This is a genomic window from Salegentibacter salarius, assembly GCF_900168265.1.
Taxonomy (GTDB): domain Bacteria; phylum Bacteroidota; class Bacteroidia; order Flavobacteriales; family Flavobacteriaceae; genus Salegentibacter; species Salegentibacter salarius.
In genome coordinates this window covers 22,667-48,514 of record NZ_FVZF01000027.1, presented here as the reverse complement: position 1 = coordinate 48,514, position 25,848 = coordinate 22,667, and the positions used below count along the sequence as shown (strand labels likewise).

Annotated in this window: 26 protein-coding genes; 20 read left to right on the top strand and 6 right to left on the bottom strand. The window is 35.8% G+C overall.

The window, feature by feature from the left end; genetic code table 11:
- Position 1 precedes the first annotated feature (1 nt).
- The 13 genes from B5440_RS13450 (at position 2) to B5440_RS13395 (ending at position 13,722) form a co-directional block, all read left to right on the top strand.
- Entirely contained in the window at positions 2-421 is a 420-nt protein-coding gene (locus B5440_RS13450) for an acyl-CoA thioesterase (RefSeq protein ID WP_070054288.1), read from the top strand.
- Positions 421-1,560 (top strand): beta-ketoacyl synthase N-terminal-like domain-containing protein, encoded by a 1,140-nt coding sequence (locus B5440_RS13445; RefSeq protein ID WP_070054326.1) that lies wholly within the window; start codon positions 421-423, stop codon positions 1,558-1,560. The genes B5440_RS13450 and B5440_RS13445 overlap by 1 nt, the downstream gene beginning before the upstream one ends.
- Entirely contained in the window at positions 1,561-2,163 is a 603-nt protein-coding gene (locus B5440_RS13440; RefSeq protein WP_070054289.1) for a hypothetical protein, read from the top strand.
- A complete protein-coding gene (locus B5440_RS13435) occupies positions 2,156-2,413 on the top strand; it encodes a phosphopantetheine-binding protein (RefSeq protein WP_070054290.1) in 258 nt (85 codons plus the stop codon). The genes B5440_RS13440 and B5440_RS13435 overlap by 8 nt, the downstream gene beginning before the upstream one ends.
- A gap of 3 nt (positions 2,414-2,416) precedes the next feature.
- Entirely contained in the window at positions 2,417-3,607 is a 1,191-nt protein-coding gene (locus B5440_RS13430) for a beta-ketoacyl-[acyl-carrier-protein] synthase family protein (RefSeq protein WP_070054291.1), read from the top strand.
- The gene (locus B5440_RS13425) at positions 3,597-4,655 is read left to right on the top strand and encodes a beta-ketoacyl synthase chain length factor (protein WP_070054292.1); all 1,059 of its coding nucleotides are present in this window, start codon (positions 3,597-3,599) and stop codon (positions 4,653-4,655) included. The genes B5440_RS13430 and B5440_RS13425 overlap by 11 nt, the downstream gene beginning before the upstream one ends.
- A complete protein-coding gene (locus B5440_RS13420) occupies positions 4,645-5,415 on the top strand; it encodes a polysaccharide deacetylase family protein (protein ID WP_070054293.1) in 771 nt (256 codons plus the stop codon). The genes B5440_RS13425 and B5440_RS13420 overlap by 11 nt, the downstream gene beginning before the upstream one ends.
- Positions 5,402-6,022 (top strand): flexirubin biosynthesis/transport protein LolA2, encoded by a 621-nt coding sequence (locus tag B5440_RS13415; protein WP_070054327.1) that lies wholly within the window; start codon positions 5,402-5,404, stop codon positions 6,020-6,022. Before B5440_RS13420 ends, B5440_RS13415 begins: the two co-directional genes overlap by 14 nt.
- A gap of 167 nt (positions 6,023-6,189) precedes the next feature.
- On the top strand, positions 6,190-6,561 hold the full coding sequence (locus tag B5440_RS13410) for an ApeI family dehydratase (protein WP_070054294.1): 372 nt from the start codon (positions 6,190-6,192) through the stop codon (positions 6,559-6,561).
- 60 nt (positions 6,562-6,621) lie between these two features.
- A complete protein-coding gene (locus B5440_RS13405) occupies positions 6,622-7,821 on the top strand; it encodes a DUF2062 domain-containing protein (protein ID WP_070054295.1) in 1,200 nt (399 codons plus the stop codon).
- Between the two features lie 60 nt (positions 7,822-7,881).
- On the top strand, positions 7,882-10,797 hold the full coding sequence (locus B5440_RS15520) for an MMPL family transporter (RefSeq protein ID WP_234996391.1): 2,916 nt from the start codon (positions 7,882-7,884) through the stop codon (positions 10,795-10,797).
- Entirely contained in the window at positions 10,798-12,465 is a 1,668-nt protein-coding gene (locus B5440_RS15515) for a C45 family autoproteolytic acyltransferase/hydrolase (protein ID WP_070054297.1), read from the top strand.
- Positions 12,466-13,722 (top strand): flexirubin biosynthesis putative acyl-CoA ligase FlxY, encoded by a 1,257-nt coding sequence (locus B5440_RS13395; protein WP_070054298.1) that lies wholly within the window; start codon positions 12,466-12,468, stop codon positions 13,720-13,722. It begins immediately after the preceding gene.
- 3 nt (positions 13,723-13,725) lie between these two features.
- On the opposite strand, the gene B5440_RS13390 is transcribed toward B5440_RS13395, so the two are convergent.
- Together B5440_RS13390 and B5440_RS13385 are read right to left on the bottom strand one after the other, a co-directional pair.
- Entirely contained in the window at positions 13,726-14,475 is a 750-nt protein-coding gene (locus B5440_RS13390; RefSeq protein WP_070054299.1) for a C40 family peptidase, read from the bottom strand.
- 18 nt (positions 14,476-14,493) lie between these two features.
- On the bottom strand, positions 14,494-15,675 hold the full coding sequence (locus B5440_RS13385; RefSeq protein ID WP_070054300.1) for an acetyl-CoA C-acyltransferase: 1,182 nt from the start codon (positions 15,673-15,675) through the stop codon (positions 14,494-14,496).
- Between the two features lie 115 nt (positions 15,676-15,790).
- Here B5440_RS13385 and B5440_RS13380 point away from each other — a divergent pair, with 115 nt between their 5' ends.
- Positions 15,791-17,836 (top strand): HD family phosphohydrolase, encoded by a 2,046-nt coding sequence (locus B5440_RS13380; protein ID WP_070054301.1) that lies wholly within the window; start codon positions 15,791-15,793, stop codon positions 17,834-17,836.
- A gap of 4 nt (positions 17,837-17,840) precedes the next feature.
- Here the strand turns inward: B5440_RS13380 and B5440_RS13375 are convergent, their stop codons facing one another.
- A complete protein-coding gene (locus tag B5440_RS13375) occupies positions 17,841-18,290 on the bottom strand; it encodes a transcription elongation factor (protein ID WP_070054328.1) in 450 nt (149 codons plus the stop codon).
- Between the two features lie 190 nt (positions 18,291-18,480).
- On the opposite strand from B5440_RS13375, the gene B5440_RS13370 reads away from it, so the two are divergent.
- Positions 18,481-19,134, top strand: a complete 654-nt coding sequence (locus B5440_RS13370) for a hypothetical protein (protein WP_070054302.1) — start codon at positions 18,481-18,483, stop codon at positions 19,132-19,134.
- A 2-nt stretch (positions 19,135-19,136) separates the two neighbouring features.
- Positions 19,137-19,868, top strand: a complete 732-nt coding sequence (locus tag B5440_RS13365; RefSeq protein WP_070054303.1) for a DUF3307 domain-containing protein — start codon at positions 19,137-19,139, stop codon at positions 19,866-19,868.
- On the opposite strand, the gene B5440_RS13360 is transcribed toward B5440_RS13365, so the two are convergent.
- Entirely contained in the window at positions 19,845-20,252 is a 408-nt protein-coding gene (locus B5440_RS13360; RefSeq protein WP_070054304.1) for a glyoxalase, read from the bottom strand. The two genes, B5440_RS13365 and B5440_RS13360, sit on opposite strands and share 24 nt — an antisense overlap.
- Positions 20,253-20,440: 188 nt before the next feature.
- Between B5440_RS13360 and B5440_RS13355 the strand changes: the two genes are divergently transcribed.
- The 4 genes from B5440_RS13355 to B5440_RS13340 all read left to right on the top strand — a co-directional run bounded on the left by B5440_RS13355 (position 20,441) and on the right by B5440_RS13340 (position 23,619).
- The gene (locus tag B5440_RS13355) at positions 20,441-21,799 is read left to right on the top strand and encodes an NAD-dependent succinate-semialdehyde dehydrogenase (RefSeq protein ID WP_070054305.1); all 1,359 of its coding nucleotides are present in this window, start codon (positions 20,441-20,443) and stop codon (positions 21,797-21,799) included.
- Positions 21,800-21,805: 6 nt separating this feature from the next.
- Positions 21,806-22,681 (top strand): DUF72 domain-containing protein, encoded by an 876-nt coding sequence (locus tag B5440_RS13350; protein ID WP_070054306.1) that lies wholly within the window; start codon positions 21,806-21,808, stop codon positions 22,679-22,681.
- Position 22,682: 1 nt separating this feature from the next.
- On the top strand, positions 22,683-23,096 hold the full coding sequence (locus B5440_RS13345) for an NUDIX domain-containing protein (RefSeq protein WP_070054307.1): 414 nt from the start codon (positions 22,683-22,685) through the stop codon (positions 23,094-23,096).
- A gap of 127 nt (positions 23,097-23,223) precedes the next feature.
- A complete protein-coding gene (locus B5440_RS13340) occupies positions 23,224-23,619 on the top strand; it encodes an acyl-CoA thioesterase (protein ID WP_070054308.1) in 396 nt (131 codons plus the stop codon).
- Here the strand turns inward: B5440_RS13340 and B5440_RS13335 are convergent.
- On the bottom strand, positions 23,616-24,794 hold the full coding sequence (locus tag B5440_RS13335) for a class I SAM-dependent methyltransferase (RefSeq protein ID WP_070054309.1): 1,179 nt from the start codon (positions 24,792-24,794) through the stop codon (positions 23,616-23,618). The two genes, B5440_RS13340 and B5440_RS13335, sit on opposite strands and share 4 nt — an antisense overlap.
- A 9-nt stretch (positions 24,795-24,803) precedes the next feature.
- Positions 24,804-25,844, bottom strand: a complete 1,041-nt coding sequence (locus tag B5440_RS13330; RefSeq protein ID WP_394330412.1) for an AI-2E family transporter — start codon at positions 25,842-25,844, stop codon at positions 24,804-24,806.
- Between the last annotated feature and the right edge of the window lie 4 nt (positions 25,845-25,848).

Genomic DNA, 25,848 nt, shown 5'->3' with positions numbered 1-25,848 from the left:
TATGCTGGAGAAATCCCTAACTACCATTACAAAACTTAAAGTTCGTTTTCACGAATGTGACCCGTTGCAAATTGTTTGGCACGGGAATTACCTGAAATATTTTGAGGAAGGCAGGGAAGATTTCGGTAGGGAACACGGTATTTCTTACCTCGATGCAAAAGCAGAAGGTTTTTCCACACCTATTGTAAAATCTGTTTGCGAACATAAATTACCTTTAAAATATAGTGATTCATTTAGGGTAGAAACCACTTTTAAAAATTCTGAAACTGCAAAAATCAATTTTTCTTACAAAATTTTTAAGGGTGAAGATTTGATCTGTACCGGGGAAACAACACAGGTATTTCTGGATGAAAAGCGGGAATTAGTCTTGAATAATCCGCCGTTTTTCTTAGATTGGAAAAAGAAAATGAAGTTGCTTTAATGAAGAAGCTCTACCTGTTAGACGATGCTATTATTTCTCCACTTGGATTTTCTACCGAAGAAAATATAAAGGCGATTCGAGAAGGAAGATCAGGTTTAAAACGTCAACAAAAACCTGAGATCACCGAAAATTCTTTTTACGCCGGAATTATTGATGAATCCCCATTAAATGATGATTTTAAAGCAATTGGAAACCCTAAAAAATATACCAAGCTTGAAAAAATGATGCTGCTGGCGGTACAGCAGGTTTTAAATAAAAATCCAAACTTGAATTTGGCTGAAACCGCCCTGGTGGTCACCACTACTAAAGGAAATATAAACCTTCTAAAAGATCCCGGCAACTTTCCCGAAATCCGAATAAAGCTAAGCGAACTCGGAAAAGTGATTGCCGATTTTTTCGGCTTTGCTCAAACACCTATTATTGTTTCTAATGCCTGCATTTCTGGTGGCCTGGGACTTGCTGTGGCGAGAAGATTAGGAAGTATAGGGAAAATTAAAAATGCATTTGTGGTTGGAGGCGATCTGGTTAGCGATTTCGTTGTTTCAGGTTTTAATTCTTTCCAGGCTTTAAGCCAGGAGGCTTGCAAGCCCTTTTCTAACGATCGCAACGGAATTAGTTTAGGCGAAGCCGCAGCGGCTATGCTTGTGAGTATTGATAAACCTGAAAGTTCAGGAAATATAGCTCTAATTGGAGATGCCACAGTAAATGATGCAAACCATATTTCGGGGCCTTCCAGAACTGGTGAAGGTTTGTATCAAAGCATTCAAAAAGCGCTAAAAGAAACCTCAATTTCCGCAGCAGAAATAGATTTTTTATCGGCTCACGGCACCGCCACTATCTATAACGATGAAATGGAAAGTATTGCTTTTCACAGGAGTGCTTTACAAGATACACCGCTTCACAGTTTAAAAGGCTATTACGGTCACACTTTGGGCGCTTCAGCTTTAATAGAGAGTATTATCACTAAACATTCTATGCTGAAAAATTACTTGTATAGTTCTAAAAATTTTGGAGAATTAGGAGTTTCTAAATCCTTGAATATAATCCAGCAAAATGAGGAGAAGGAAATTAATTATGGGCTAAAAACCGCATCTGGTTTTGGTGGTTGTAACCTCGCTTTGGTTTTAAAAAAGGAATAAATGCAAAAGGATTTCTCCATAAAAGATTGGGTTAAAATAAAAGATGGAAAGATCTCAAATTCCAAAAATGAGATTTTTAATTCTTCTGAAAAAAATCTGGATGTTTTCCTTAAATCGGTTTACGATTTTTTAGAACTGAAATACCCGAAATTTCATAAAATGGACGGCTTATCTAAATTAGGGATTTTAGGGACCGAAATTCTTTTTAGAGAAAATAGTTTTTCAACTGATACTGCGCTAATCTTTTCCAATAATTCATCAAGCCTGGAAACCGACAGGCAATTTCAAGAGAGTACAAAAACCTTTGCTTCCCCTGCGCTATTTGTTTATACACTACCTAATATTATTTTAGGCGAGATTAGTATAAAATTTAAACTACAAAGCGAAAATGCTTTTTTTATAGCGGAAAGTTTTAATGCTGAATTACTTAAGAACTATTCCGAAAGTTTATTGACTTCAGGAAAGACTTCAGAGGTGCTTTGCGGCTGGTTAAACTTGGAAAATGGCGAATATGATGTATTTTTGTGCCTCATTTCCTCGGAAATAAATATTCCTTTTTCCGAAGAAAGCCTTAAAAATTTATATTTTGCTGAAAATGATTAACCTACAAACCGAACTTAAAGAAAGTATCATCGAGCAACTTAACCTGGAGGATATGGAGCCGGCTGATATAGGAAACGACGAACCGCTTTTTGGTGACGGTTTAGGGCTGGATTCTATAGATGCGCTGGAACTTATTGTGCTTTTGGAAAAAGATTACGGTATAAAACTGACTGATCCTGCCCAGAGCAGGGAAATTTTTGTTTCCATTAATAAAATGGCAGAATTTATAGAAGCGAACCGTACCAAATAAATTATGAATAGAGGTGTTGCCGTAACCGGAATGGGAATTATTTCTGCTATTGGCAACAATACCGAGGCGAATTATAGATCACTCTTATCTAAGGAAAGCGGTATTAGTTTTCCTGAAATTCTTAATACCACCCATAAAAATATCCCGGTTGGAGAAATAAAATTTTCTAACAAATCACTTACCGAAGCCTCAGAGCTACCTAAAGGTCATAGTTTTACCCGTGCTGCTTTACTGGGTAGTATAGCAATAAAGGAAGCCCTGGAACAGTCAAAGGTTAAAATTGATGCTGAAACCGGTTTTATCTCTGGAACCAGCGTAGGAGGTATTGATGCGACTGAAAATCATTTTAAAGAATTTACTGAAGGTAAAACCGAAAATAATCGTTTTATACGCTCTCAGCATCCCGGATTCACTACTGAAAAAATAGCTGGACATTTCGGAATCACTGGTTTTGTTAGCACAATAAGTACCGCCTGTTCATCTGGGGCAAACGCAATTATGATGGGTGCCAGGATGATTAAAACGGGAAAATTAAAACGTGTTATTGTGGGCGGCACAGATTGCCTTACAAAATTCACCCTGAACGGATTTAATTCTTTGATGATCCTCTCTGATAAACATTGCCGGTCTTTTGATGAAAATCGCAACGGGCTGAACCTGGGAGAAGGTGCTGCTTATCTGATTTTAGAAGCCGAAGAAGAATTAAAAGGAAAACCTGTTTTAGGCAGAATTATGGGTTATGGAAATGCCAATGATGCCTTTCACCAAACAGCGTCTTCAGAAAATGGGGAAGGCGCACTTTTAGCGATGCAAGAAGCGCTGAAAATTGCCAAACTTAAAACAGGAAAAATAGATTATATCAACGCCCACGGTACTGCTACTAAAAATAATGACCTTTCGGAAAGTAGGGCGCTACAAAGACTTTTTGGTGAGAATGTACCCGATTTCAGTTCTACCAAGACCTTTACCGGGCATACCCTGGCCGCAGCCGGTGCCTTAGAAGCGGTTTATAGTTTGCTAAGCTTAAACAAGCAACAAATATTTCCAAATCTTAATTTCTCCCGGACAATGAACGAAACAGGATTGGAGCCGGTTACCGAATTAAAAGAAAAGAAATTGGATTTTATTCTATCAAATTCCTTCGGATTCGGCGGTAATTGCACCTCTTTAATTTTTGCTAAAGATGAAGGCTAAAATTTATATTAACGGGATTAGTAGTATTTCGGCTCAAAATTTAGATTCTGAGGCAAATCCGGTTTCCTATCATAAAACTATTTTCCCGGCAATTTCACCAAATTATAAGGAGTTTATAAAACCTATGGCCTTGAGACGAATGTCTAAAGCTATAAAAATGGGAATTACTTCCGCAAAAGTAGCTTTAAGCGAGGCAAAGATTGAAATTCCCGATGCTATTATTACCGGAACCGGAGAAGGTTGCAAGCAGGACACCGAGAGGTTTCTGGAAAATTTATTAGACCAGGACGAAGAATTGTTGTCGCCCACTTCATTTATACAATCTACGCACAACACGATTGGAGGTCAAATTGCTTTAAATTTAGGCTGTAAAAATTACAATGTAACTTATACACAAAATTCAGCTTCTTTAGAAAGTGCTTTTCTAGATGCAGAAATGCAGCTTTTAGAAACTTCAGAAAATAAATCGGTTTTGGTTGGTGGCGTAGATGAGCTTTCAGAAAAAATCACACAGTTTAAAAGTTTAGATGGACAATTAAAATCCGTAGATATTCATAACCTGGATTTATTGAAAGAGGATTCCCCTGGAACAATCACTTCAGAAGGCTCACATTTTTTTACACTTTCAACAGAAAAAAACAATAATTCCTATGCTGAATTTAAAGACGTTTCTATAAAAAATTCAATTCAGCCGGAGAAAATTAATGAAGAAGTTGAAATTTTCCTGATTAAAAATAATATAAATGCTGCTGCAATAGATGCAGTGATTTTTGGAAATAATGGCGATAACAGGTATGATCATTATTATAAGAATCTTCAGCAAAATCTATTTAAAAACACCACACAATTAGCTTATAAACATTTGGTAGGGGATTATGATACGGTTTCGGGATTTGCGCTTTACTCAGCTTGTAAAATTTTAAAAAACGGCAGAATTCCTTCTATTATGAACCTAAATAGTTCAACCCCAAAAAAACTGAAGAATATTTTAATTTACAATCAGTATCTTGGGAGAGATCACAGTTTAATTTTACTAAGTGCGGTTTAGAATTATAAACACGATTATCATTCTCTTGCTGTTTGCAGGCCTGGTATTAGCTTTTTTTGGGCTCGCATCATTTATGTATGTGCTGGCTTTTATAGTTTTTTACATCCTATTTTTACTCACAGTTTCTACCAATGTGCGTTTTAATTTTTTCGTAAAATCTTTTAGCGAAAATCGAAAGATCAAGGAAAATGAGATCGCCATTACTTTCGACGATGGGCCGGTGGAAAATACTTTGGAAGTACTTAAAGTTCTGGAAAAATATAATGCAAAGGCTGGCTTTTTTTGCATTGGAAAAAGGATTGAAAAATATCCAGATATCTTTAAAGAAATTATTAAAAAAGGTCACTTTGTTGGTAACCACACCTACACTCACACTAGAAAAATGGGAGCTTTAAGTGTTTCCAGGATTGTTTGGGAAATTGAAGAATGTAATAGAATTGCGGAAGAAACCGCAGGAATAAAAATGAAGCTATTTAGACCACCTTTCGGAATAGTAAGTCCAAAAACACAAAAGGCGCTTCAAAAAACCGGTTTGAAATCTGTAGGTTGGAGCATCAGGTCTTTTGATGCAGTTGTTTCTTCCGAAGAAATTATTTTAAATAGAATTAAGAAAAGAATTAAACCCGGCGCGGTAATTCTTTTGCACGATAATAATGCTAAAACCGTCAACATACTGGAACAGTTGTTGTTATTTTTGAAAAATAATCATTACGAGGTTGTTAGACCTGATAAATTATTGGAAATCAATGCGTATTCTTAGTCTCTTACTTTTCATTTTTAGCCTTAACCTGGCTGCCCAGCAAGATCTTTCTAAAGAGGAAGTTGCTCAATTCCAGGAAAAAATGACGGCTAAAGCAAACGAGCTTGAAACTTTACAAGCCAATTTCATCCAGACCAAGAGTATGGAGATGATTGCAGACGAAACTGTGAGCCGGGGGAAATTATACTATCAAAATCCTGAAAAACTAAAATGGAAATATACTGAGCCGCAAGATTATGTAATTATTTTAATAGAGGGGGAATTGCATATTAATGACGCCGGCGATAAAAGTGTTAGAAATACCGCTTCTAGTAAACTTTTTAGCAAAATAGCTAAATTAATAACAGGAACCATTAATGGCAAATTACTTCAGGATAATGAAAATTTTGATTTTTCATATATTAAAGAGAATGATAATATAATTGCGGTTATTATTCCTAAGGATGAGCATTTAAGACAAATGTTTGCTGAAATACACATGCAATTTAATGCTGAAAATTTAGTAGAAAAAGTAAGTTTAATGGAAGAGTCAGGCGATGCTACAGTTATTGAGTTTAGCCAAATCCAATGGAATAAAGAAATTCCGTCTTCTGTATTTCAACCTTAAAACTTACTATAAAGACTAAAAATCCTGAATTTTCTGTTTAATTTAGTAAAAAACTTCGGAGCAAGCTCACGAAGCAATTGTTATTGGAAAATATAATCTGATTTCGAGGCAAGCCTCGGAGCATCTAATCTCGATTATCGAGTAAAACACTAACAACCAACCAAGCTATGTTATTAAAGGATTTTTATTCAGTATTAAATTCTTCGCGGGAAGAGGGAAAATATTTTACACAACTCCAAATTAATAAAGATCACGCTATTTACGAAGGGCATTTTCCCGGCAGGCCGGTAACTCCCGGAGTAATTTTAATGCACTTATTCAAAGAAGAGGCGGAGCGTAGGTGTGATTGTAAACTGCAGTTTAAAAAAGGTTCTAATGTAAAGTTTATGGCAGTAGTAGACCCTAATAAAAATGCTTTATTAAACCTGGAATCTGAAATTGACGAATTAGACGGAGAAATAAAACTTAAGGGAATTGCCAGGAATTCGGAAGGTATCTCATTGAAAATCAATTCTTTTTATAAAAAGTTAGAATCTTAGTCATTTAAGATATTGTGCTTTCCTTTTTAATTTTACTTTTGCAATTAAAGCCATTTTAATTTGAACCAAAAACCTATATATCAATCCAGATTTGAAGCTTTAAATTGTTGTATTCTAATTCCTACCTACAACAACGAAAAGACGCTGGGCAGTGTGTTGCAGGATCTACTGTTATACACCTCCAACCTTTTGGTAATTAACGATGGTTCTACAGATACTACGGAAACAATTCTCAAGGATTTTCACGAAATAAACATTCATCACTTCGAAGAAAATAAAGGTAAGGGAGAGGCTTTAAAACATGGCTTTAAGCTAGCTGAAGATCTAGGTTATGAATATGCTATTACTATAGATTCAGACGGGCAACACTATCCCGATGATCTGGATATTTTTCTTACGCATTTAGAAGAAAAAAGTGCCGATTCTGAAATTTTACTGGTAGGAGACCGCAATATGGGCCAGGATGGGATACCAGGTAAAAGTACCACCGGAAATAAATTTTCTAATTTTTGGTTTTTAGTGGTTACCGGTACCCAACTTACCGATACCCAAAGTGGCTACAGGCTTTATCCTTTAAAAGTTGTTAATCAAATAAAACTTTATACCAATAAATTTGAATTGGAAATTGAGATTATTGTAAAGTCTGCCTGGAGAAAAGTAAAAGTTAGAAACGTACCTATTAAGGTTTTTTATGAAGAAAACCGGGTGACGCATTTTAGACCGTTTTGGGATATTACCAGGATAACCATACTTTATATTTGGTTTGTTTTGGTTAGTTTTTTCTATATCCATCCTCGCGATACTTACCAGGATTTTAGGAAGAAAGGTTATAAACGGTTTTGGAAAGAAAATATAATTAAAAGTCAGGAGCCTGCTCATAAAAAAGCAGCGGCAATAGCACTGGGTGTTTTTGTAGGTATCTTGCCGTTTTGGGGGCTACATACTCTATTAGTTTTTAGTCTTGCGGCTTTGTTTAAACTCAACAAAGTAGTAGCTTTTCTCTTTAGTAATATCAGTATCCCACCACTTATTCCTTTTATAATTTATGCGAGTTATCAGGCAGGTTCTTTGCTTATAGGGCGCGGTTTAGCCTGGGAATTAAGACCGGAAGATTTTGATTCTACTGCCGATATTTTCCTTGGGCTTTGGCAATATATAATTGGAAGTTTTGCCCTTGCAGGAATTGCAGCTCTGCTGCTGTGGATTGTCTTTTATTTCTTATTTTCGGTGACAAACCAAAAACAGGTGGTAAAACCTTAAATGCACACTCTTTTTCTCAGGCTTTATTATTTTTTCCGAAAACAGAAAGCAGTTGGTTTTTTGTTCCTGGCACTATTTGTAGTTGCCGGTGGATATTTTGCTACTCAAATTCAGTTAGAAGAAGATGTTACCAAACTGATTCCAACTGGAGAAAAACAGGATGTTTTAAGGAAGGTTCTGGATCATACCGAGTTTTCCGATAAACTCATTATTGCTATTTCTTCGGAAGAAAAAAATCCCGAAGCACTTACCCAGTATGCAAATCGATTTACCGATTCCCTTCATACTCAAATACCGGAATATTTTACTAAAATTCAGGGAAAAGTACCTGAAGAAGGAATTCTTGAAGTCTACGATTTCGTGTACCAAAACTTACCTTTATTTCTGAATAACAAAGATTACGCTGAAATAGAAGACCGGCTGGCGGTTGACAGTATTCGAGACCGGCTGGAAAAATCGTATAAAACCCTGGTTTCTCCAACCGGATTTGTTACCAAGCAATTTATATTTAAAGATCCACTTTCAATAACTAACCTTGGCTTACAGAAGCTTCGCGAGTTACAGGTTGATGATAACTTTAAGATCTATAACAATTATTTGATCACTAAAGATGAACAACATCTATTATTGTTTATTACACCCAAATATTCATCTTCAGAAACTAAAAACAATGAAGTTTTTATTAATGAATTGGAGCAAATTGTTTCGGGTTTAAATCAAAATTCGAAAGTTAATGCTCAGTATTTTGGTGGGGTTTTGTATGCTATTGCTAATGCAAATCAAATTAAAAAGGATATTCAAATAACGCTAAGTATTGCATTTAGTATTCTGTTTATTTTGCTAATCCTTTTTTACCGGAAGTTCTACGTTCCTTTATTGCTCTTTATTCCCAGTTTGTTGGGCGCTTTAACGGCAATTAGCATTTTATATATTACAAAATCTTCGGTTTCAGCAATTTCTTTGGGAATTGGTGCTATTCTTTTAGGAATTAGCCTGGATTACGCTCTGCATATTCTTACTCATTTCAGGAATAATGCTAATGTGGAATCGCTTTATAAAGATGTGGCCAGACCTATTTTAATGAGCAGTTTTACCACGGCTATCGCTTTTTTATGCCTTTTATTTCTAAAAAGTGAAGCTTTAAACGACTTGGGGATTTTTGCCGCCGTGAGTGTGGTAACTGCATCTATTTTTGCACTAATTTTAATTCCGCAGTTTTACAAAGTACCACAAGATCCCAAGGGAATAAAATCTAACTGGTTAGATAAAATTGCTGCAAAGCGGTTTTATCAGAATATGTTTCTAGTTGGTGGAGTGATCTTACTATTTATAGGTGGACTCTTCTTTTTTAATTCAGTTAAATTTAACGAAGATCTTTCTCAACTTAATTACGAACCGGAAAATGTAAAACAAGCTGAGGAAAATATTAAGAATATCTCCGGAAAAGCTGCCAACACTACTTACCTGGTTTCCTACGGAAAAGATATTGAGGAAGCCCTGGAACAAAACAACGAGCTCTACCAGGAATTACGGCTACTGAAAAATGAAAATAAGATCAAAAGCTTCAGTAGTATTGGTGGGGTAGTGCTTTCTACCCAAACCCAGAACGAAAAAATCGAAAATTGGGAAGATTTCTGGACCCGATCTAAAAGGGAAAATCTAAAGGAAAATCTTCTGAGAGAATCGACTGAACTTGGCTTTAAGGAAAAAAGTTTTACACGTTTTTATGAGCAATTGAATAAAGATTTCAGCGGAATTTTCCTTGATGATTATCGCAATGTCAATACACTTTATTTAGATAATTTTATAAATAGAAGTCCGGGGTTTGCTAGTGTGACGAGTACCGTTAGTTTTGATGAAACTCAACCAGAGGTATTACAAGAACTGGAAAAAGATAAAAATATAATAGCAATAGATAGAAAACAAATGAACCAGGACTTTCTGGGGAATTTAAAAAACGAATTTAACCGACTTATTTTATTTTCAGTCCTTGCGGTTTTCTTTGTTTTACTGTTCTTCTACCGTAGTTTACTGCTATGTTTACTTACGCTTTTACCTATTGCCATCACCTGGATTATTGCATTGGGAATTATGGCGATCTTTAGCATACAATTTAATGTTCTCAACATTATTATTTCCACCTTTATTTTTGGCCTGGGCTTAGATTATAGCATTTTTATAACCAATGCCTGCCTTAAGGAATATGAGACCGGTAAACCAGCTTTACAAACCTATCAAGCCTCTATTTTACTATCGGTTTTAACTACTTTACTGGGAATTGGGGCACTTGTTTTTGCTAAGCATCCAGCGTTGCAATCGGTTTCCATTGTTTCAGTAATTGGGGTTTTAACAGCGATGATCGTAGCATTTGTGCTGCAAACAAAAATATTCCAGATCTTGTTCTTCAATAGAAAAAGAAATGGAAAGCCAGCATTCAGTTTCACTTCTATTTTTAAAAGCAAGGGTTCAAAAGAAAAGCTATATTTTCAACAGAAAGTTTTATCGAATTATCGATATAAATCTGTTTATAAAAAAGCAAAAAAGGGGTTTTCCATCAATAGGGAACGGTTTCTAGTAATTTCTAGATTTATAGAACCAAATGAAAAAGTGTTTTTGCAGAACACTTACTTAGGACTTTTACCTGTGTTCTTATTTCTGAAAAATCAAAATACTCATTTTAGGGTTTTTGATCCGAATGGAGAAAATTTAGAGATTTCAAAAAATACTTTCAGCGCTAATTCTGAAAATTTGCAATTTCAGAAAGATTTTCCGTCAGAATTTAAGGATATTTCCGTGTTTATAATTGCTAAAAAACCGGAAGCAGCAATTGCTCAAAACCTAAAAGATGCGATAAAGAAAAACGCAGAGAAAGTAATTATTTTAACTTCGGTGTATGAGAGCAGGTGGCTAATAGACTATAACTTTGAAATTGCATATCGTCAAAATGATATCCTGGTTTTAAAAAGAATGGATTAAGTGAAATTGTTTTTTGTAAAAGTATCAGTTTTTATTGGAGTCTTATTTCTCCTAAATTCCTGCGGAATAAAGCGATCCATGCAGGATCGTCCCGATATTTCCGGAATAGAAAATATAGATACTACAAGAACTAAGCTCAGTGATACTCATTATAGGATTGGCAAAAATTCACTGTACAAAAATAAGTATGGTATTTGGGAATTATATATTGAAGGTGATGCTTTGGAGCGCGGTGTAATAAGTGGAAGCTTAACCCGGGAATTGATGCATAAGCAGGAAACTGCCTTTATGGACAAGATCTATGAACTTGTTCCCGGCACCGGATACCGTAATTTCCTCAAAAAAACCGTAGCCTGGTTTAATCGTAAAATGTATTTGCACGTTCCGGAAGAATATAAGCAAGAAATTTACGGTACTTCGCTTTTTGGATTAGAAAAGCATAATGAATTCGCTCCGGTCTATGTTAGAATGCTTTATTTTCACGGAGCACACGATATTGGTCACGCCTTGCAGGATTTGATGCTGGTGGGATGTACTTCTTTTGCAGCCTGGGACAATAAAACAGAAGATGGGCAATTACTTTTAGGCAGGAATTTCGATTTTTATGCGGGCGATGAATTTGCGGAAGAGAAGATTGCTGCTTTTGTTAATCCTGATAAAGGACATAAGTTTATGATGTACACCTGGGCAGGGATGATTGGTTCTGTGAGTGGTTTGAATGAAAAGGGCATCAGTGTCACCATAAACGCCGGAAAAAGTAAAATTCCGCTTCAAGCCAAAACTCCAATTAGTTTAGTTGCTCGCGAAATACTCCAATATGCGTCTTCAACTACAGAGGCCATAGCCATTGCTAAAAAGCGTGAAGTTTTTGTTTCAGAATCTATTATGGTGGGAAGTGCTTCAGAACATAAAGCTATTCTTATTGAAGTGGCCCCGGGGAATTTTGGAGTTTACGAGGTTGAAAATTCGAATGAATTAGTATGCAGCAACCATTTTCAAAGCGAAGCTTACGCGGAAGATAACCGAAATTTAAAAGCCATTGAGGAAAGTCATACGCAATATAGATTTGATAAAATGCAGGAATTGCTTTCTGAAAAAGAGAAATTAAACCCAAAAAAAGCAGCTGAAATATTAAGGAATAAAGAAGGTTTGGAAGGTGCTAAGCTGGGAATGGGCAATGAAATGGCTATAAATCAACTGCTCGCCCACCACGGGATCATTTTTAAACCTGAAGAAAGAAAGGTTTGGGTTTCTGCAAATCAATATCAGCTGGGTGCTTTTGTTGCTTACGACCTCGATATTGTATTTAAAAAGTTTGACGCTGGTAATGTATCATGCAGTGTTATGACTGATGAAACTATCGCTGAAGATCCTTTTGTAAATACCGAAGCTTATAAAGATTACGAAAAATATCGAAAACTAAGTCGGAAAATCTCTGAAGCTACTTCTAAAGAAAAGAAGATTTCAGAAGATGAAATTAAGCAATTAAAATATCTAAATCCTCATTTCTGGGAAGTTTATAAAATTGCCGGTGATTACTATTTTCAGCAAAAAGAATTTAAAAAAGCTGTGATCAATTATAAGCAGGCGAAAAGGAGGGAAGTGACCACTTTACCGGACGAAGGATACTTAGATAAAATGATTAAAAAATCTTACCGCAAAATCTAAATGACTAATTTCTACGATATAAATAAGAATGAGGAAGTGCTGAAAAAACAGCTAAGTTACGCTGCGGCAAACTCTCCATTTTATAAAAAGCGTTTTACAGATTGTAAAATTGATATTGAAGTAATTCAGTCTTATGAAGAATACAGAAAAATCCCGATTACTACCAAAGAGGATTTGCAAAATTATAATCAAGAATTTATTGCGGTTAGAAAAGATGAAATTATAGATTATGTGACTACTTCAGGAACTTTAGGCAATCCTGTTAGTTTTGCCTTAAATGACTCCGACTTAGATCGGCTGGCAGAAAATGAACGTCAGTCTTTTGAAATGGTAGGAGTCAGGAAATCTAGCGTGGTGCAACTTACTACGACTTTAGATCGCAGATTTATGGCCGGGATGGCTTACTTTTTAGGATTACGAAAACTGGGAGCCGGGATTGTAAGAACCGGCAGCGGTCTGCCCGGATTGCAGTGGGAATCTATAGAGCGCTTTCAACCTGATATTCTAGTTGCAGTTCCTTCCTTTTTATTGAAAATGATCGATTTTGCCAGGCAAAATGGAATTGATTATAAAAGCTCTTCGATTAAAGTTGCTGTTTGTATTGGCGAACCTTTGCGAAACCCAGATTTCAGTCTGAATTCTTTAGGACAAAAAATTAAAGAACTTTGGGATATAGAGTTATTTTCTACCTACGCCAGTACCGAAATGGGTACCGCTTTTACCGAGTGTGAATTCCATAAGGGAAATCATAGCTTGCCCGATTTAATTTTTCCCGAAGTTTTAGATGAAAATCAAAACCCGGTAGAACCCGGTGAAATTGGGGAATTAGTGGTTACGCCTTTACAAACCCAAACAATGCCTTTAGTGAGATTTGCAACCGGAGATATGGTAAAGTTTTACGGGGAAAATTGTGATTGTGGTAGAAAGTCAATTAGAATTAGCACACCGGTTGGGCGTAAAAAGCAAATGATTAAGTTGAGAGGAACTACCCTTTATCCGCAGCAAATCATCAATTTACTTACGGCTTTTCAATCCCTGAAAATATTTGTTATTGAAGCAAGTTTAAATGAAAATCAAACTGATGAAATCCTGATAAGGATTCCGAATGATTTTGCTGAAACTAGTAAGCTTCAGGAGCATTTGCAAGCTGGATTGAAAGTGAAAGTTAGCTTAGAAAAAACTTCCGTAGAAAAAATTGAAAAAATGAAGTTTCCTCAAGAAAGCAGGAAACCAAAACTTTTCCACGATTTTCGGTAAAGCTTAAATAATCTTCTTTATTACTCGTAATTGGTGGGTATGTCTTTTTAATTCGGCATTAAAAATTCCTGAATGATCAATGCGATCAATTCTAACTTTCCCATCTACGTGAATAATGTAGTTATCATTCATCATAATACCCACGTGATCTATTATTCCTTCTTTATCATCAAAAAAGGCTAGATCTCCGGCTTCGCTTTCTTCAATAAAACTAAGCGGTTCGCCTTGTTTCGCCTGATCGGCTGAATTTCTATTTAATTGGTAGCCGTTTAGCTTATAGACCATTTGTGTAAGTCCGCTACAATCAATTCCCAGCGGCGATTTCCCGCCCCAGGCATACGGACTGTTTAAATAAAGTAGGGCAGTTTTTACAATTTCCATCTTAGGTTTCTCTCCCGAAACCGAATGTCCCTCAAAATGATGGTTCAATAAGCCGGTGGCATTAAGCGAAGCACCAATAGGAATAGTAATAAGATGCCCGTTATGATCGGTCACAAAATCAAAAAGGTCTGCAGAATATTTTGGTGTAGCCCGGTCTAATTGGAAGTAAGTTTCTTCGGGAATTTTAAGTAATTGTTTATTTGAGATCCAGGCCTCAAAATTATCGAATGCAACACGAATCCTGCTCCATTGAGCACGTTCTTCAAGTATTTTAAAATGTTCTCCATAAAGAACCTGAGAGACCATTTCGCTATTATTAGATGTGGTTTCGCGAAGTGGCACAATGCTTAGGGGGCAAATTCCGTATTGCATTCAATAAAAAATATAAAATTAAGAGTTTCGCTCTATTACCATTGCAGATGCACCGCCACCGCCATTACAAATTGCGGCCGCACCTAATTTAGCATTATTTTGCTGCAATACATTTAATAAAGTAATAAGAATTCTTACTCCGCTGCAACCCAGTGGGTGACCAAGAGAAACGGCGCCACCGTGAACATTGGTGATCTCGTCGCTAATTCCTAAAATCTTCATATTCGCGAGGCCAACCACAGAGAAAGCTTCGTTGAATTCAAAGAAATCTATATCGTTTTGAGCAACACCTGCATTTTTAAGCGCTAAAGGTAAAGCTTTGGCTGGAGCAGTTGTAAACCATTTTGGTTCCTGGGCGGCATCGGCAAAACCTTTAATGCTAGCTAAAATCTCTACGCCTAATTCTTCAGCTTTTTCACGGCTCATTAAAACCACAGCACCAGCTCCATCGTTAATGGTAGAAGCATTTGCAGCGGTTACCGTTCCGTCTTTACTAAACGCGGGACGAAGTGAGGTTATTTTATCCATTCTCACATTCTTGAATTCCTCGTCTTCTTTTACTACTAAAGGATCTCCTTTTCGCTGTGGAACTTCAACCGGAACAACTTCATTATCAAATTTTCCGTCGGCCCAGGCCTGGGCAGAACGTTCGTAAGATTTAATGGCAAACGCATCCTGATCTTCTCTGGAGAATTGATGTTCGGTAGCACAAAGATCGGCACAGACACCCATGGCATTATGGTCGTAAGCATCTACCAAACCATCTTTTTGCATCCCATCTTCCATTTTGGCAGGACCAAATTTTTGTCCTTTTCTATGGTATAAATAATGCGGAATTAAACTCATATTTTCCATTCCACCGGCAACAACTATAGAATTTTGTCCCAGCATAATAGATTGTGCACCCTGCATTACGGCTTTCATCCCGCTGGCACATACTTTATTTACGGTTGTACAGGGAACAGTATCTGGAATTCCGGCTTTTAAAGCTGCCTGTCTTGCAGGTGCCTGGCCAACACCGGCCTGCACTACATTTCCCATTAATACTTCCTGTACAAGTTCAGGCTTTAAATTAATTTTATTTAGAGCTCCTTTGATGGCAACAGCACCAAGATCGGTAGCTTCTACGGTAGATAGGCTACCCAAAAAACTTCCAATTGGAGTCCTTGCGGCGCTTACAATTACTACTTCGTTATTCATCATTTATGTTTTAGTTATTTCTTCTTTTGCGAATTTAGTGATTTTATAAGGAACTTAACAAGAGTGCTCCTTTGGCCGCTATTTTTTAGTACATTTGAGCAATAGCACGATTTATATGAAGAAATTCGTAAATAACCTGTATAAGAATCAGGCATTATTTTACAAGGTATTTTTATTTGCGCTTACAGCAGTGCTAATTGTTTACCTGCTTCCTAGAGGTGGTAATTTTAAATATGAAATTCCTAAAGGAAAGCCGTGGCAGTATGAAAATCTTTATGCGCCGTTTGATTTCGCTATATTAAAATCTGAAGAAGAAATTCAGCAGGAAAGGCAGCAAATTCGAAATAATCACACTCCTTATTTTCAGTATAACCAGGAAATTCCGAAACAGGTAAAAGCTGAAGTACCCGATGTGGTATATGAAGTATTCCCTGATAGTCTTTTACGTAACAGGGAAATACAAATTATTGGGTTTGTGAATGAAACCCTTGAGGAAGTTTATGAATTTGGTTTATTACAGGCCAATAATCGCGTAGAAGATAATCAGCTTGTTTATTTAAGAAAGGGAAATGAAGCCTTTGAAATCTCTTATAAGAATATTCTTAAGCAGGATGAAGTAAGAAACTTCTTAAATACCGAAATCGAGCAGTCTAATCTTTCATATATAGAGAATGAATTATTGGAAGTGTTTTTCAACCTAATAGAGCCTAACGTAAGTTTTGATAGCGAATTTACCCAAAGAGAACTTCAAAGTAAATTAGATAATATTTCCTATACCCGTGGTAATATTGAGCAGGGAAGTAGAGTTATAGCTCGGGGAGAAGTGGTAGAAGGCAATAAATATAATATTCTTAGGTCGCTTAAAAATGAATATGAATCTCAGGTTTGGAGTGAAAGTAATTATAAGTGGATTATAGTTGGATATAGTGTATTAGTGGCACTGGCGCTTTTAATGCTACTTTTATTCATTAGAAAATATCGACAAGAAATCTTTGAGAATAATGTTAAGGTAACATTTATCTTCTTCAATATTCTCTTTATGGTGTTGCTCACCAAACTGGTAGTTAATTTCAATATAGATTACGTTTATGTAGTGCCACTGTGTATTTTGCCACTTACTTTAAAAGCCTTTTTTGATGCTCGTTTAGGAATGTTCACTCACGTAATTACGGTGCTGTTATTAGGGTTTATTGTACCTAACAGTTACGAGTATATGTTTCTGCAAATTATTGCAGGAATTGTCACTATTCTAACGGTTTCTGAACTTTATAAGAGGGCAAATCTTTTTGTGTCTGTAGGGCAAATAACACTGGTTTATATTATTTCATATTTTGCTTTCACTGTTATTCAGGAGGGAAATATCGCTGATGTGGAAGGTGAAGTCTTACTAACCTTCCTGCTTGGAGGATTGGCCACACTATTTGTGCAGCCTTTGATTTATATCTATGAAAAGATCTTCGGGATGGTTTCAGATATGTCTTTGCTGGAACTCTCAGATACCAATTCAAAATTACTGAAAGAACTTTCAGAAAAAGCACCGGGAACATTTCATCATTCTTTAAACGTAGCTAACCTGGCTGAAGCTGCCGCCAATGAAATTAATGCGAATGCCATGTTAGTTAGGGTAGGAGCACTTTACCACGATATCGGTAAAATGAAAAACCCAACATATTTTTCTGAAAATCAAACTTCAGCGGTGAATTCACATGATGAGTTGGCACCAAGAGAAAGTGCTCAAATTATTACCGATCACGTGATTAACGGAATTGAAATCGCTAAAAAACATAATCTTCCAGATAGGGTTATAGATTTTATTAGAACACATCACGGGACCACCACGGTTTACTTCTTTTATATGAAAGAGAAAGAGCAAAATGATAACGCAGTAGCAGATGATTTCAGGTATCCTGGCCCTATTCCTTTCAGCAAAGAAACGGCAATATTAATGATGTGTGATAGTGTGGAAGCCGCCAGTAAAAGTTTAAAAGAACCAACAGCGGGAGTGATAGATAATTTTGTAGAGAAGATTATCGATAAGCAAATGAAGGAAGAGCAATTTTTAAATGCTAATATTACTTTTAAAGAAATACAAGTGGTGAAAAAGATTCTTAAACGTAAGCTTAAGAACATTTTTCACCTCAGGGTAGAATATCCGGAATAGGTTTTTAACCTACTGCGGTAATTTTCACTTCTTCATCATTAAAGCTAAAGGTATCTCCTTCTTCTTTTCCTTCCATTTCCTGGTAAATTGGAGCTTCAGTAGATATTGCATACACGCTACTTCCATCTTCCATAGAAATTTCACCAATAGGAACTGAGATAAAATAATAGTTCCCGCTGGTTTCTACAACGCTACCAAAACTAATTTTATCGCTATAATGATCTGGATCTATGCGGCTTAAACTTTCTTTCATCTCACGGGCATCACTCAAACGACTGGCATTTTTTTCGAAATCGCTTAGTAATTCACCTTTATTATCCTCATCATAATCTGTTTTCACATCGTTGGCTTCCATAGATTCTTTTATGAGGTCCATTTCTTTTTGATATCGTTCTATTTGCTCATTTACAGCATCTAAACAGTTTAAATAGAGTTCTTTTTTATTACTTAACATATTATTTTTTTTGTTGATTTTTTTTAAAATTAAATAACCTAAACAGTCTACAAGAACATTTAGCAAAAGTTTAATAAGACCGGTTAATCTATATATAAGTCTCTGAGCTTATAACGCTAAAATATAAGTCTATAAGCTTATAAAAAGTTAATATAAGCTTACAGACTAATATTTTTATTATATTTGAAATATGATAGCCGTAATCACAGCCGATTTAGTGGATTCTTCCAATTATTCAGAATCGTTTTTAGATGAAATTTTAAAAAATCTAAATTCAGAATTTGAAAAATTGCAGCAGGATTATGCCGAAAATGAAATTGATTTTGAAATTTATCGCGGTGATAGTTTTCAGGGTGTAATTTCAAACTTTCAGGATTCATTAAAAATAGCTTTACGAATAAAGAGCCTTATTAATAAAGTAAAGTCGAAGGATCAAAAAACTTTAAGTAGTTTGGCCGATGTGAAAATTGCTATTGGAATTGGCAATTTCGATTATAAAGGAGATTCTATAGCCGAATCTAACGGGCAGGCTTTTCAGTTATCGGGAAGAACTTTAGACGAGATGAAAAACGATTCCAGGAAAATTCGTTTAAAAACACCTCTGGATAGCTTGAATTCTGAATTTGAGGCAAGCTTATTTCTATTAGATGCAGTACTGGAAAAATGGAGCCAGGCTTCAGCAGAAGTGGTTTATTTTCTTTTAAAAGGAATGAAAGAAACAGAGATTGCCAAAATACTTAACATAAGTCAGTCGGCGGTGAATCAGCGAAAAAAGGCTTGTGGCTGGGAAGCAATTTCTGTCCTACTGAAACGTTTTGAAAATGTAACTGCCCAGAGCTTTTAATTATGGAAGAAACTACCTTAATCCTGCTTCAACTTCTCGTGGCACATATTTTAACCGATTTTGTGCTGCAACCTACCAAACTGGTAAAACAAAAAAGAGAGAAAAAAGCAAGCTCCTGGTTTTTATATTTTCACTCATTTTTAGCAGGTTTTCTAACTTATCTATTCCTCCAGCAATGGCATTTATGGTATATACCCATTGCAATAAGTTTAAGTCATTTTTTTATCGATCTATGGAAACTTCAGCATAAAAAAGATACTTTAAAACTGTTTTTATTAGATCAATTATGGCACATCCTTATCATAATTTTGGTTTGGCTTTATCTTATTGAAGGCTTTTCAGAATTGATTCCTTTTATTGCTGAAATATTTTCCTCACAACAGATTCTTGCAATTTTCATGGGATACCTACTGGTTATTTTTCCAACCGGTTTTCTAATTGGGAAAGCTACCAGCCGCTGGCATAATGAAATTGAACCCAATGGCGAAAGCCACAGCCTGGAAGCAGCAGGAAGATATATAGGTATTTTTGAAAGAATTTTGGTTTTAACCTTTATTCTCACTCAAAATTTTTCGGCAATAGGTTTTCTGATCGCAGCAAAATCTATTCTACGCTTCAGCGATAAAACCGATGCCAGCGCCAGAAAGCAAACCGAATACGTACTTATAGGTACATTAATGAGTTTTGCGATCACGATCTTAATCGGACTTCTAGTACGCTACTTCCTCTTCTAGAAGCTGAATATTGCTTTGTAACCGCTCTTTTACAATATTCATCATACGTTTATTTAAGGCCGAAGAATTCTCAATATAGGTCGCATATTCCTCTAAAGTGAATTGTCCTATTATAATACCCTTTAAACTATTTCTGAATTTTATATCCTTTTGAATTGCGTTTTCAATATAAATAAAGCGTTTTTCAAGCTTTAGTTCATAGAATTTGTTCTTGTGTTTTTTGGTGTAATTTCTAAAGACTTCCAGTAACAATTCATCCTGAAGTTTGGCGATTGGCCGTAAAGTTCTGTTCTGAAATTGTTCGTCTAAACTCATGTTTTCTGAAACTCTGGCCGAAGGAATTTCTGGCCTAAGTTCTACTAATTGAAGGTCACGTGGTATCATAAGAACTGTGTTTTCTTAAATTTAATAAACTTTAAACCTCAAAAGTCGGGCCTCTTTAAAGACTTGTAAACTAGTTATAAACATTTCTGCACGTTAAAATCGTCTTAATCGGCCTGCCTAAGCCTATTCTTCTTTTTATCTTTAAATGAACGCCTAGATCAACCAAATTCTAAAACATTAATTAGCCAATGATAATTTCAAGGAATCCATATACAGGAGAGGAAATTTCTAACCATCACGAATTAAGTGATACCGAAGTTGAAAAATGCATACAAAAAGCTCATTCCAGGTTTAAATCCTGGAAGGAAACTTCATTTGCTGAGCGCAGTAATTTAATGATGAAAGCTGCAAAAGAGCTTAAGGATAATTCTCAGGAATATGCAGAAGCTATTACCAAAGAAATGGGGAAACCTATTACCCAGGCTGTTGCAGAAATTGAAAAATGTGCCTGGGTTTGTGAATATTACGCTGAGAATGCAGAATCTCAATTAGAAAATGAAAAGATAAAAACCGATGCTAAAAACTCTTATGTAGCTTATGAGCCTTTAGGAGTTGTTTTGGCGGTGATGCCGTGGAATTATCCATTCTGGCAGGTATTTAGGTTTGCGGCGCCGGCACTTATGGCCGGGAATATTGGAATTCTAAAACACGCTAGTAATGTGATGCTTTCTGCCAATAATATTCAAAAAGTATTTGAAAGGGCAGGTTTTCCAAAGGATTGTTTTCAAAACCTGGTAATTGGAAGTAAAAAAGTTCAAAATATAATACGTCACACATATGTAAAAGCCGTAACCTTAACCGGTAGCGGCCGTGCCGGAAGCAGTGTAGCTTCTATTGCCGGTGAAGAAATAAAGAAATCGGTTTTAGAGCTTGGAGGAAGTAATGCCCTGGTAATATTTAAGGATGCTAATATTACTGAAAGCGTTAAAACCTGCGTGCAAGCTCGTTTTCAAAATACAGGACAAAGCTGTATTGCCGGGAAACGTTTACTATTACATAAAGATATCGCTGAAGAATTTCTGGATGAATTCACCAGGCAGGTTCGCGAACTGAAAAGTGGCGACCCTATGGATAAGGAGACTTTTATTGGCGTCATGGCTAAAGAAAGTCTGGCCGAAGATCTGGAAGACCAGATCAAAGATTCTGTAAAAAAAGGTGCAAAAATTATCCTTGGCGGAAAACGCGATGGGACTTACTTTGAACCAACTATTATAACAGGAGCTAAAGAAGGAATGCCAATTTTTGATGAAGAGACTTTTGGCCCTGCGATCTCTGTAACCGAATTTAAAGATGACCAGGAAGCGGTAGATCTTGTTAATTCTTCCAATTTTGGTCTTGGTGTTTCTATTTTTACAGAAGATGAAAAATTTGCCCTTAAGATGGTTCCCAAATTTGAAGATGGAGCCGTTTTCGTGAACGAACTTGTTAAGAGTGACCCCAGACTACCTTTTGGCGGCACTAAGATTTCTGGTTACGGAAGAGAATTATCGCATCACGGGATCAGGGAATTTACCAATAGAAAAACGGTTTACTTTAACAAATATTAGTTTAGAATGAAGTTTGGAAAAGTAGAACATCCCGAAAACATAGACTTTAACCTACCTAAAACGCATCCCGATACCATTAAAGTTCTTAATGATAAAGGAGATAATGGAGGATTTAAAGATGTAAGAATAGGTTGCGCTAAATGGAATAGAAAAGATCTCAAGAATTTCTATCCGCGAGGTACAAAAGATGAGTTGAAATATTACTCTTCGCAATTTAATAGCATAGAGTTCAACGGATCTTTTTATAGGATGTACGAGGAAGAGCAGTTTAAAAAATGGTATGAAAAAGCTGATAACGATTTTAAGTTCTTCCCAAAAGTGCCAAGGCTTATTAGTCATTTAAAACGTTTAAATGAAACCGAGGAATTAACAGATGATTTTATAAAAAACCTGCTTCAGCTAAGAGAAAAATTAGGAACGGTTTTCTTGCAAATGCCAGAAAATTTTGCTCCCAAATTTTTAGAAAGACTAGATGGTTTTTTCGAGCATTGGCCAAAAGAAATTCCGCTTTCTGCAGAAGTAAGACACGAAAATTGGTATGCCGATGAATCAATGGCTAACGAATTTTATGATGTACTAAAGAAACGAGATGTTGCACATATAATTACCGATACCGCCGGAAGACGTGATCTTATTCATATGAGATTGAGTAATCCTACCGCTTTTATCAGGTATAATGGTGCTAATCACAGCTCAGATTATACGAGGCTGGACGATTGGTTGGGTAAATTGGAAGAATGGCATAAAGAAGGCCTGGAGAATGTTTACTTTTTTATACATCAAAATGTTGAAGAAGCCTCTCCTTTACTTTCGGCATATTTTATAGAAAAATTCAATAAAAGATTTAAAACAGATATACAAATACCTAAAACTTTAAAATAAAATGAAACAGCAAGAAGTAGCAGTAACCGTAGATAGTGTAGTTTTTTGTAATGCTAACAGTGAATTTAAGGTTTTGCTTATAAAGAGAAAAAATGATCCTTTTGAAGGCCAATGGGCATTGCCAGGAGGTTTTATAAACGAATCTGAAGATTTGATAACAGCGGCCAAGCGAGAACTTAAAGAAGAAACCGGAGTAGCGGTGGAAACTATGGAACAAGTGAGAGCTTTTGGGGCCCCGGGACGAGACCCTAGGGGAAGAACCATTTCTATAGCTTTTGTAAGTAGAATCTTTTGTGAAGAAGACCTTAGTGCCGGCGATGATGCGGCAGAAGCATCCTGGGTAAGTATAGACGATTTACCTAAACTTGCTTTTGATCACGCCGAAATCATTGAAGCTGCAAAAAACTACTTATAAGATTTTACAATTCTAATGCCTTATTTTTAGGGATAATAAAAATAACTTATCTAAATTTTATGGGTTTGGTAAATCTTTAAAAAGCTTTTACCAGCCCATTTTTAATGGTTAATTTTAAAAGAAAAAGATGAGATTTCATACCAGAAAATGGATCAAGCCCGAAGATTTAAATCCCAATGGCACCTTGTTTGGCGGTAAATTATTGGCCTGGATAGACGAAGAATGTGCCCTATATAGTATTATTCAACTAGAAAATTCGAAATGTGTCACTAAATACATGAGTGAGATTAATTTTCAATATTCAGCTAAACAGGGTGATATTGTAGAGATAGGAATTGAAGTATTAAAATTTGGGACTACTTCCTTAACGCTAAAATGTGAGGTTAGAAACAAAATGACCCGTTCTACGATAATTACTATAGACAAAGTAATTATGGTGACCTTAGATGAAGCAGGTAAACCAACACCTCACGGTAAAACAAAGGTAGAATTCGTGAAAGACAGACTTCAGGATAAAGCCTAAATCTTCTCACAAAACAGTACGATTTTTTCGTTATTTATATTGGTGGTAAAAAATAAATAATTTTTACCGCCATCTTTTATTTTAAATTTTTTCCTTAGCACGGCTACACTTTCAGGAAAATTTCTAACGCTAATATTGGCTTTATAATTCTTAATTTTTTTCTTTAAAACACCTGGCTTATATTCCTGTACCTCAATAATTTTAAATTTTCTGCCGGGAAAAACAACTTCTTTCTCTGAGGTGTACAAATGAGAGTTTGGATGAAGTTTTGAAGTTTGAGTTTGAACAGCAACTTCTTCGAACAATCCACTTTTCATAATTGCTGAATTGGGTTCAAAAAGGAATTTTTTTGGAACCGAATAATTTACATCAGAAGGATTATTATTAAAAACCCCATCAAATTTTTCAACCTCATTTTTTGTAAAATTCAAGGTTTTAATCTTGGGTGAAACAGACTCTTCTTTCTTCAAAAACCACAATAATTCCTTTACTTCATTATTAACTGCTACAATATGTATTTCGGTTACAAATTTTAATTCGGATATTCCAGCCTGCAAATCGAGTAGTGGAGAGGTTTTGATTAGAATTGTATCTGATTTACAAAAAAGTAATTCCAGGTTTTCGGGAATGTTTGGTAAACAATCTGCCAGTTTAAAGACTTTTCCCCCAGAACCATCACGTCTGGAGGGATCAGCATAAATACAATCGTATTGTCTATTGGAATCTTTAAGGAAATCAATGCTGTTTTGATTCTTAAAACTAACATTTTCACAGCCTAATTGCTTTAGATTATGCGCAGAAATTTCAGATAATTCAGCATTTAATTCGCAATGAACTACTTCTTTAAAGTTTTGGGCAAAATAATAATCATCTATACCCAGTCCGCCGGTTAAGTCTATTAATTTTTCTCCCTTTACGAGTGAAGCTTTATATTTTGCTGTAGTTTCAGAGGAAGTTTGTTCTAAGTTAACTTTTGGAGAATAATAAATTTTTTCCTTCTCAAACCAGCTAGGCAGTTTCTTTTTAGCCTTTTGTAATCCGGTTAACTGTTGTGCCAACTCTGAAGAAGAAATACCGGGAAAAGGGCTTCCGCGAAGCGCTACTTCAGCTGGAGACATTTTCAGGTTCTTCCTTAAAAATTCCTGGACTTCGGGATCTAATAAGGCTTTATTCAAAATAATGGTTTAAAGGTCTCGTGTAAGTCGTTTTACGATCTTGTATTCGCTTAAAGATTCTTTAGCGATCACTTTTAGGGCGGTGTAAAAAGGAACTGCTACAACCATTCCAGTAATGCCAAAAATAATTCCTGCAATTAGAATAATTAGAAAAATCTCCAGCGGATGCGACTTTACGCTGGCACCAAAGATCATTGGTTGTGAGATCATATTATCTATAAGCTGGCAAATGGCATAACCCAGCATTATATAGCCTAGTTTCGGTAAAATAATCAGTTGAAAATCTGCTCCCAGGTTGCTCGAGATCACGAACAGTGCCATTAGAATCCCGGCAAAAAGTGGCCCCAAATAAGGAACCAGATTTAGGAAGGCACAAATAAAAGCGATCGCTATAGGATTATTGATCTCAAAAACACTCAGCAGAATAGCGTAAAGCACGAATAAAACCGTAATCTGCAATGTTAGCCCAACAAAATATCTGGATAATAGAATTTTAATTTTATTAAAGACCCGCTGAAACTTCTGTTCATCTCCACGGTTGGCAAAAACCAAAATGCTATTTAGCATTAGTTTACTGTCTTTTAAGAGAAAAAAGGATATAAAAAGTATAGAAAAAATTGCTATTAATGTAGCTCCTAAAATGCTGAAAACATTGTTAAGCAGTGTGGGAACTGCGCTAATATCAAAGTTTCTAATGAACTCACTTTGCTTTAAGCCTTCAATTAAATTGATTTCTTCTACTCCCAGGTAATTGTTTACCTGGTTATTAAGCTCATTAAGATCGCTTCTAAAAGCATCCATATCTATTCGGCTTAAATACTGACTTTGCTCAATAACGATTGGAACAAATACCAATATAATGCCCGCGAATATGGAAAGAACCAGAATAAGTACTAATACTACCGAGAGTTGATTGGGAATTTTTAATCGTTGCCTTAAAAGGATAACCACCGGGCGTCCTACAAGTGAAATTACCGCGGCAATAGCGATATAAACCAATACCGATTGGATTTCATATAAAAAATAGAGTAAAAGAATAATGCCAATCATTATT

Coding starts and splice junctions, on each gene's coding strand:
- B5440_RS13430 (WP_070054291.1), top strand. CDS start 2,417: ATGAATAGAGGTGTTGCCGTAACCGGAATGGGAATTATTTCTGCTATT.
- B5440_RS13435 (WP_070054290.1), top strand. CDS start 2,156: ATGATTAACCTACAAACCGAACTTAAAGAAAGTATCATCGAGCAACTT.
- B5440_RS13340 (WP_070054308.1), top strand. CDS start 23,224: ATGAGATTTCATACCAGAAAATGGATCAAGCCCGAAGATTTAAATCCC.
- B5440_RS13395 (WP_070054298.1), top strand. CDS start 12,466: ATGACTAATTTCTACGATATAAATAAGAATGAGGAAGTGCTGAAAAAA.
- B5440_RS13440 (WP_070054289.1), top strand. CDS start 1,561: ATGCAAAAGGATTTCTCCATAAAAGATTGGGTTAAAATAAAAGATGGA.
- B5440_RS13345 (WP_070054307.1), top strand. CDS start 22,683: ATGAAACAGCAAGAAGTAGCAGTAACCGTAGATAGTGTAGTTTTTTGT.
- B5440_RS13375 (WP_070054328.1), bottom strand. CDS start 18,290: ATGTTAAGTAATAAAAAAGAACTCTATTTAAACTGTTTAGATGCTGTA.
- B5440_RS13380 (WP_070054301.1), top strand. CDS start 15,791: ATGAAGAAATTCGTAAATAACCTGTATAAGAATCAGGCATTATTTTAC.
- B5440_RS13450 (WP_070054288.1), top strand. CDS start 2: ATGCTGGAGAAATCCCTAACTACCATTACAAAACTTAAAGTTCGTTTT.
- B5440_RS13445 (WP_070054326.1), top strand. CDS start 421: ATGAAGAAGCTCTACCTGTTAGACGATGCTATTATTTCTCCACTTGGA.
- B5440_RS13365 (WP_070054303.1), top strand. CDS start 19,137: ATGGAAGAAACTACCTTAATCCTGCTTCAACTTCTCGTGGCACATATT.
- B5440_RS13390 (WP_070054299.1), bottom strand. CDS start 14,475: ATGCAATACGGAATTTGCCCCCTAAGCATTGTGCCACTTCGCGAAACC.
- B5440_RS13385 (WP_070054300.1), bottom strand. CDS start 15,675: ATGAATAACGAAGTAGTAATTGTAAGCGCCGCAAGGACTCCAATTGGA.
- B5440_RS13410 (WP_070054294.1), top strand. CDS start 6,190: ATGTTATTAAAGGATTTTTATTCAGTATTAAATTCTTCGCGGGAAGAG.
- B5440_RS13415 (WP_070054327.1), top strand. CDS start 5,402: ATGCGTATTCTTAGTCTCTTACTTTTCATTTTTAGCCTTAACCTGGCT.
- B5440_RS13370 (WP_070054302.1), top strand. CDS start 18,481: ATGATAGCCGTAATCACAGCCGATTTAGTGGATTCTTCCAATTATTCA.
- B5440_RS13330 (WP_394330412.1), bottom strand. CDS start 25,844: ATGATTGGCATTATTCTTTTACTCTATTTTTTATATGAAATCCAATCG.
- B5440_RS13350 (WP_070054306.1), top strand. CDS start 21,806: ATGAAGTTTGGAAAAGTAGAACATCCCGAAAACATAGACTTTAACCTA.
- B5440_RS13425 (WP_070054292.1), top strand. CDS start 3,597: ATGAAGGCTAAAATTTATATTAACGGGATTAGTAGTATTTCGGCTCAA.
- B5440_RS13360 (WP_070054304.1), bottom strand. CDS start 20,252: ATGATACCACGTGACCTTCAATTAGTAGAACTTAGGCCAGAAATTCCT.
- B5440_RS13355 (WP_070054305.1), top strand. CDS start 20,441: ATGATAATTTCAAGGAATCCATATACAGGAGAGGAAATTTCTAACCAT.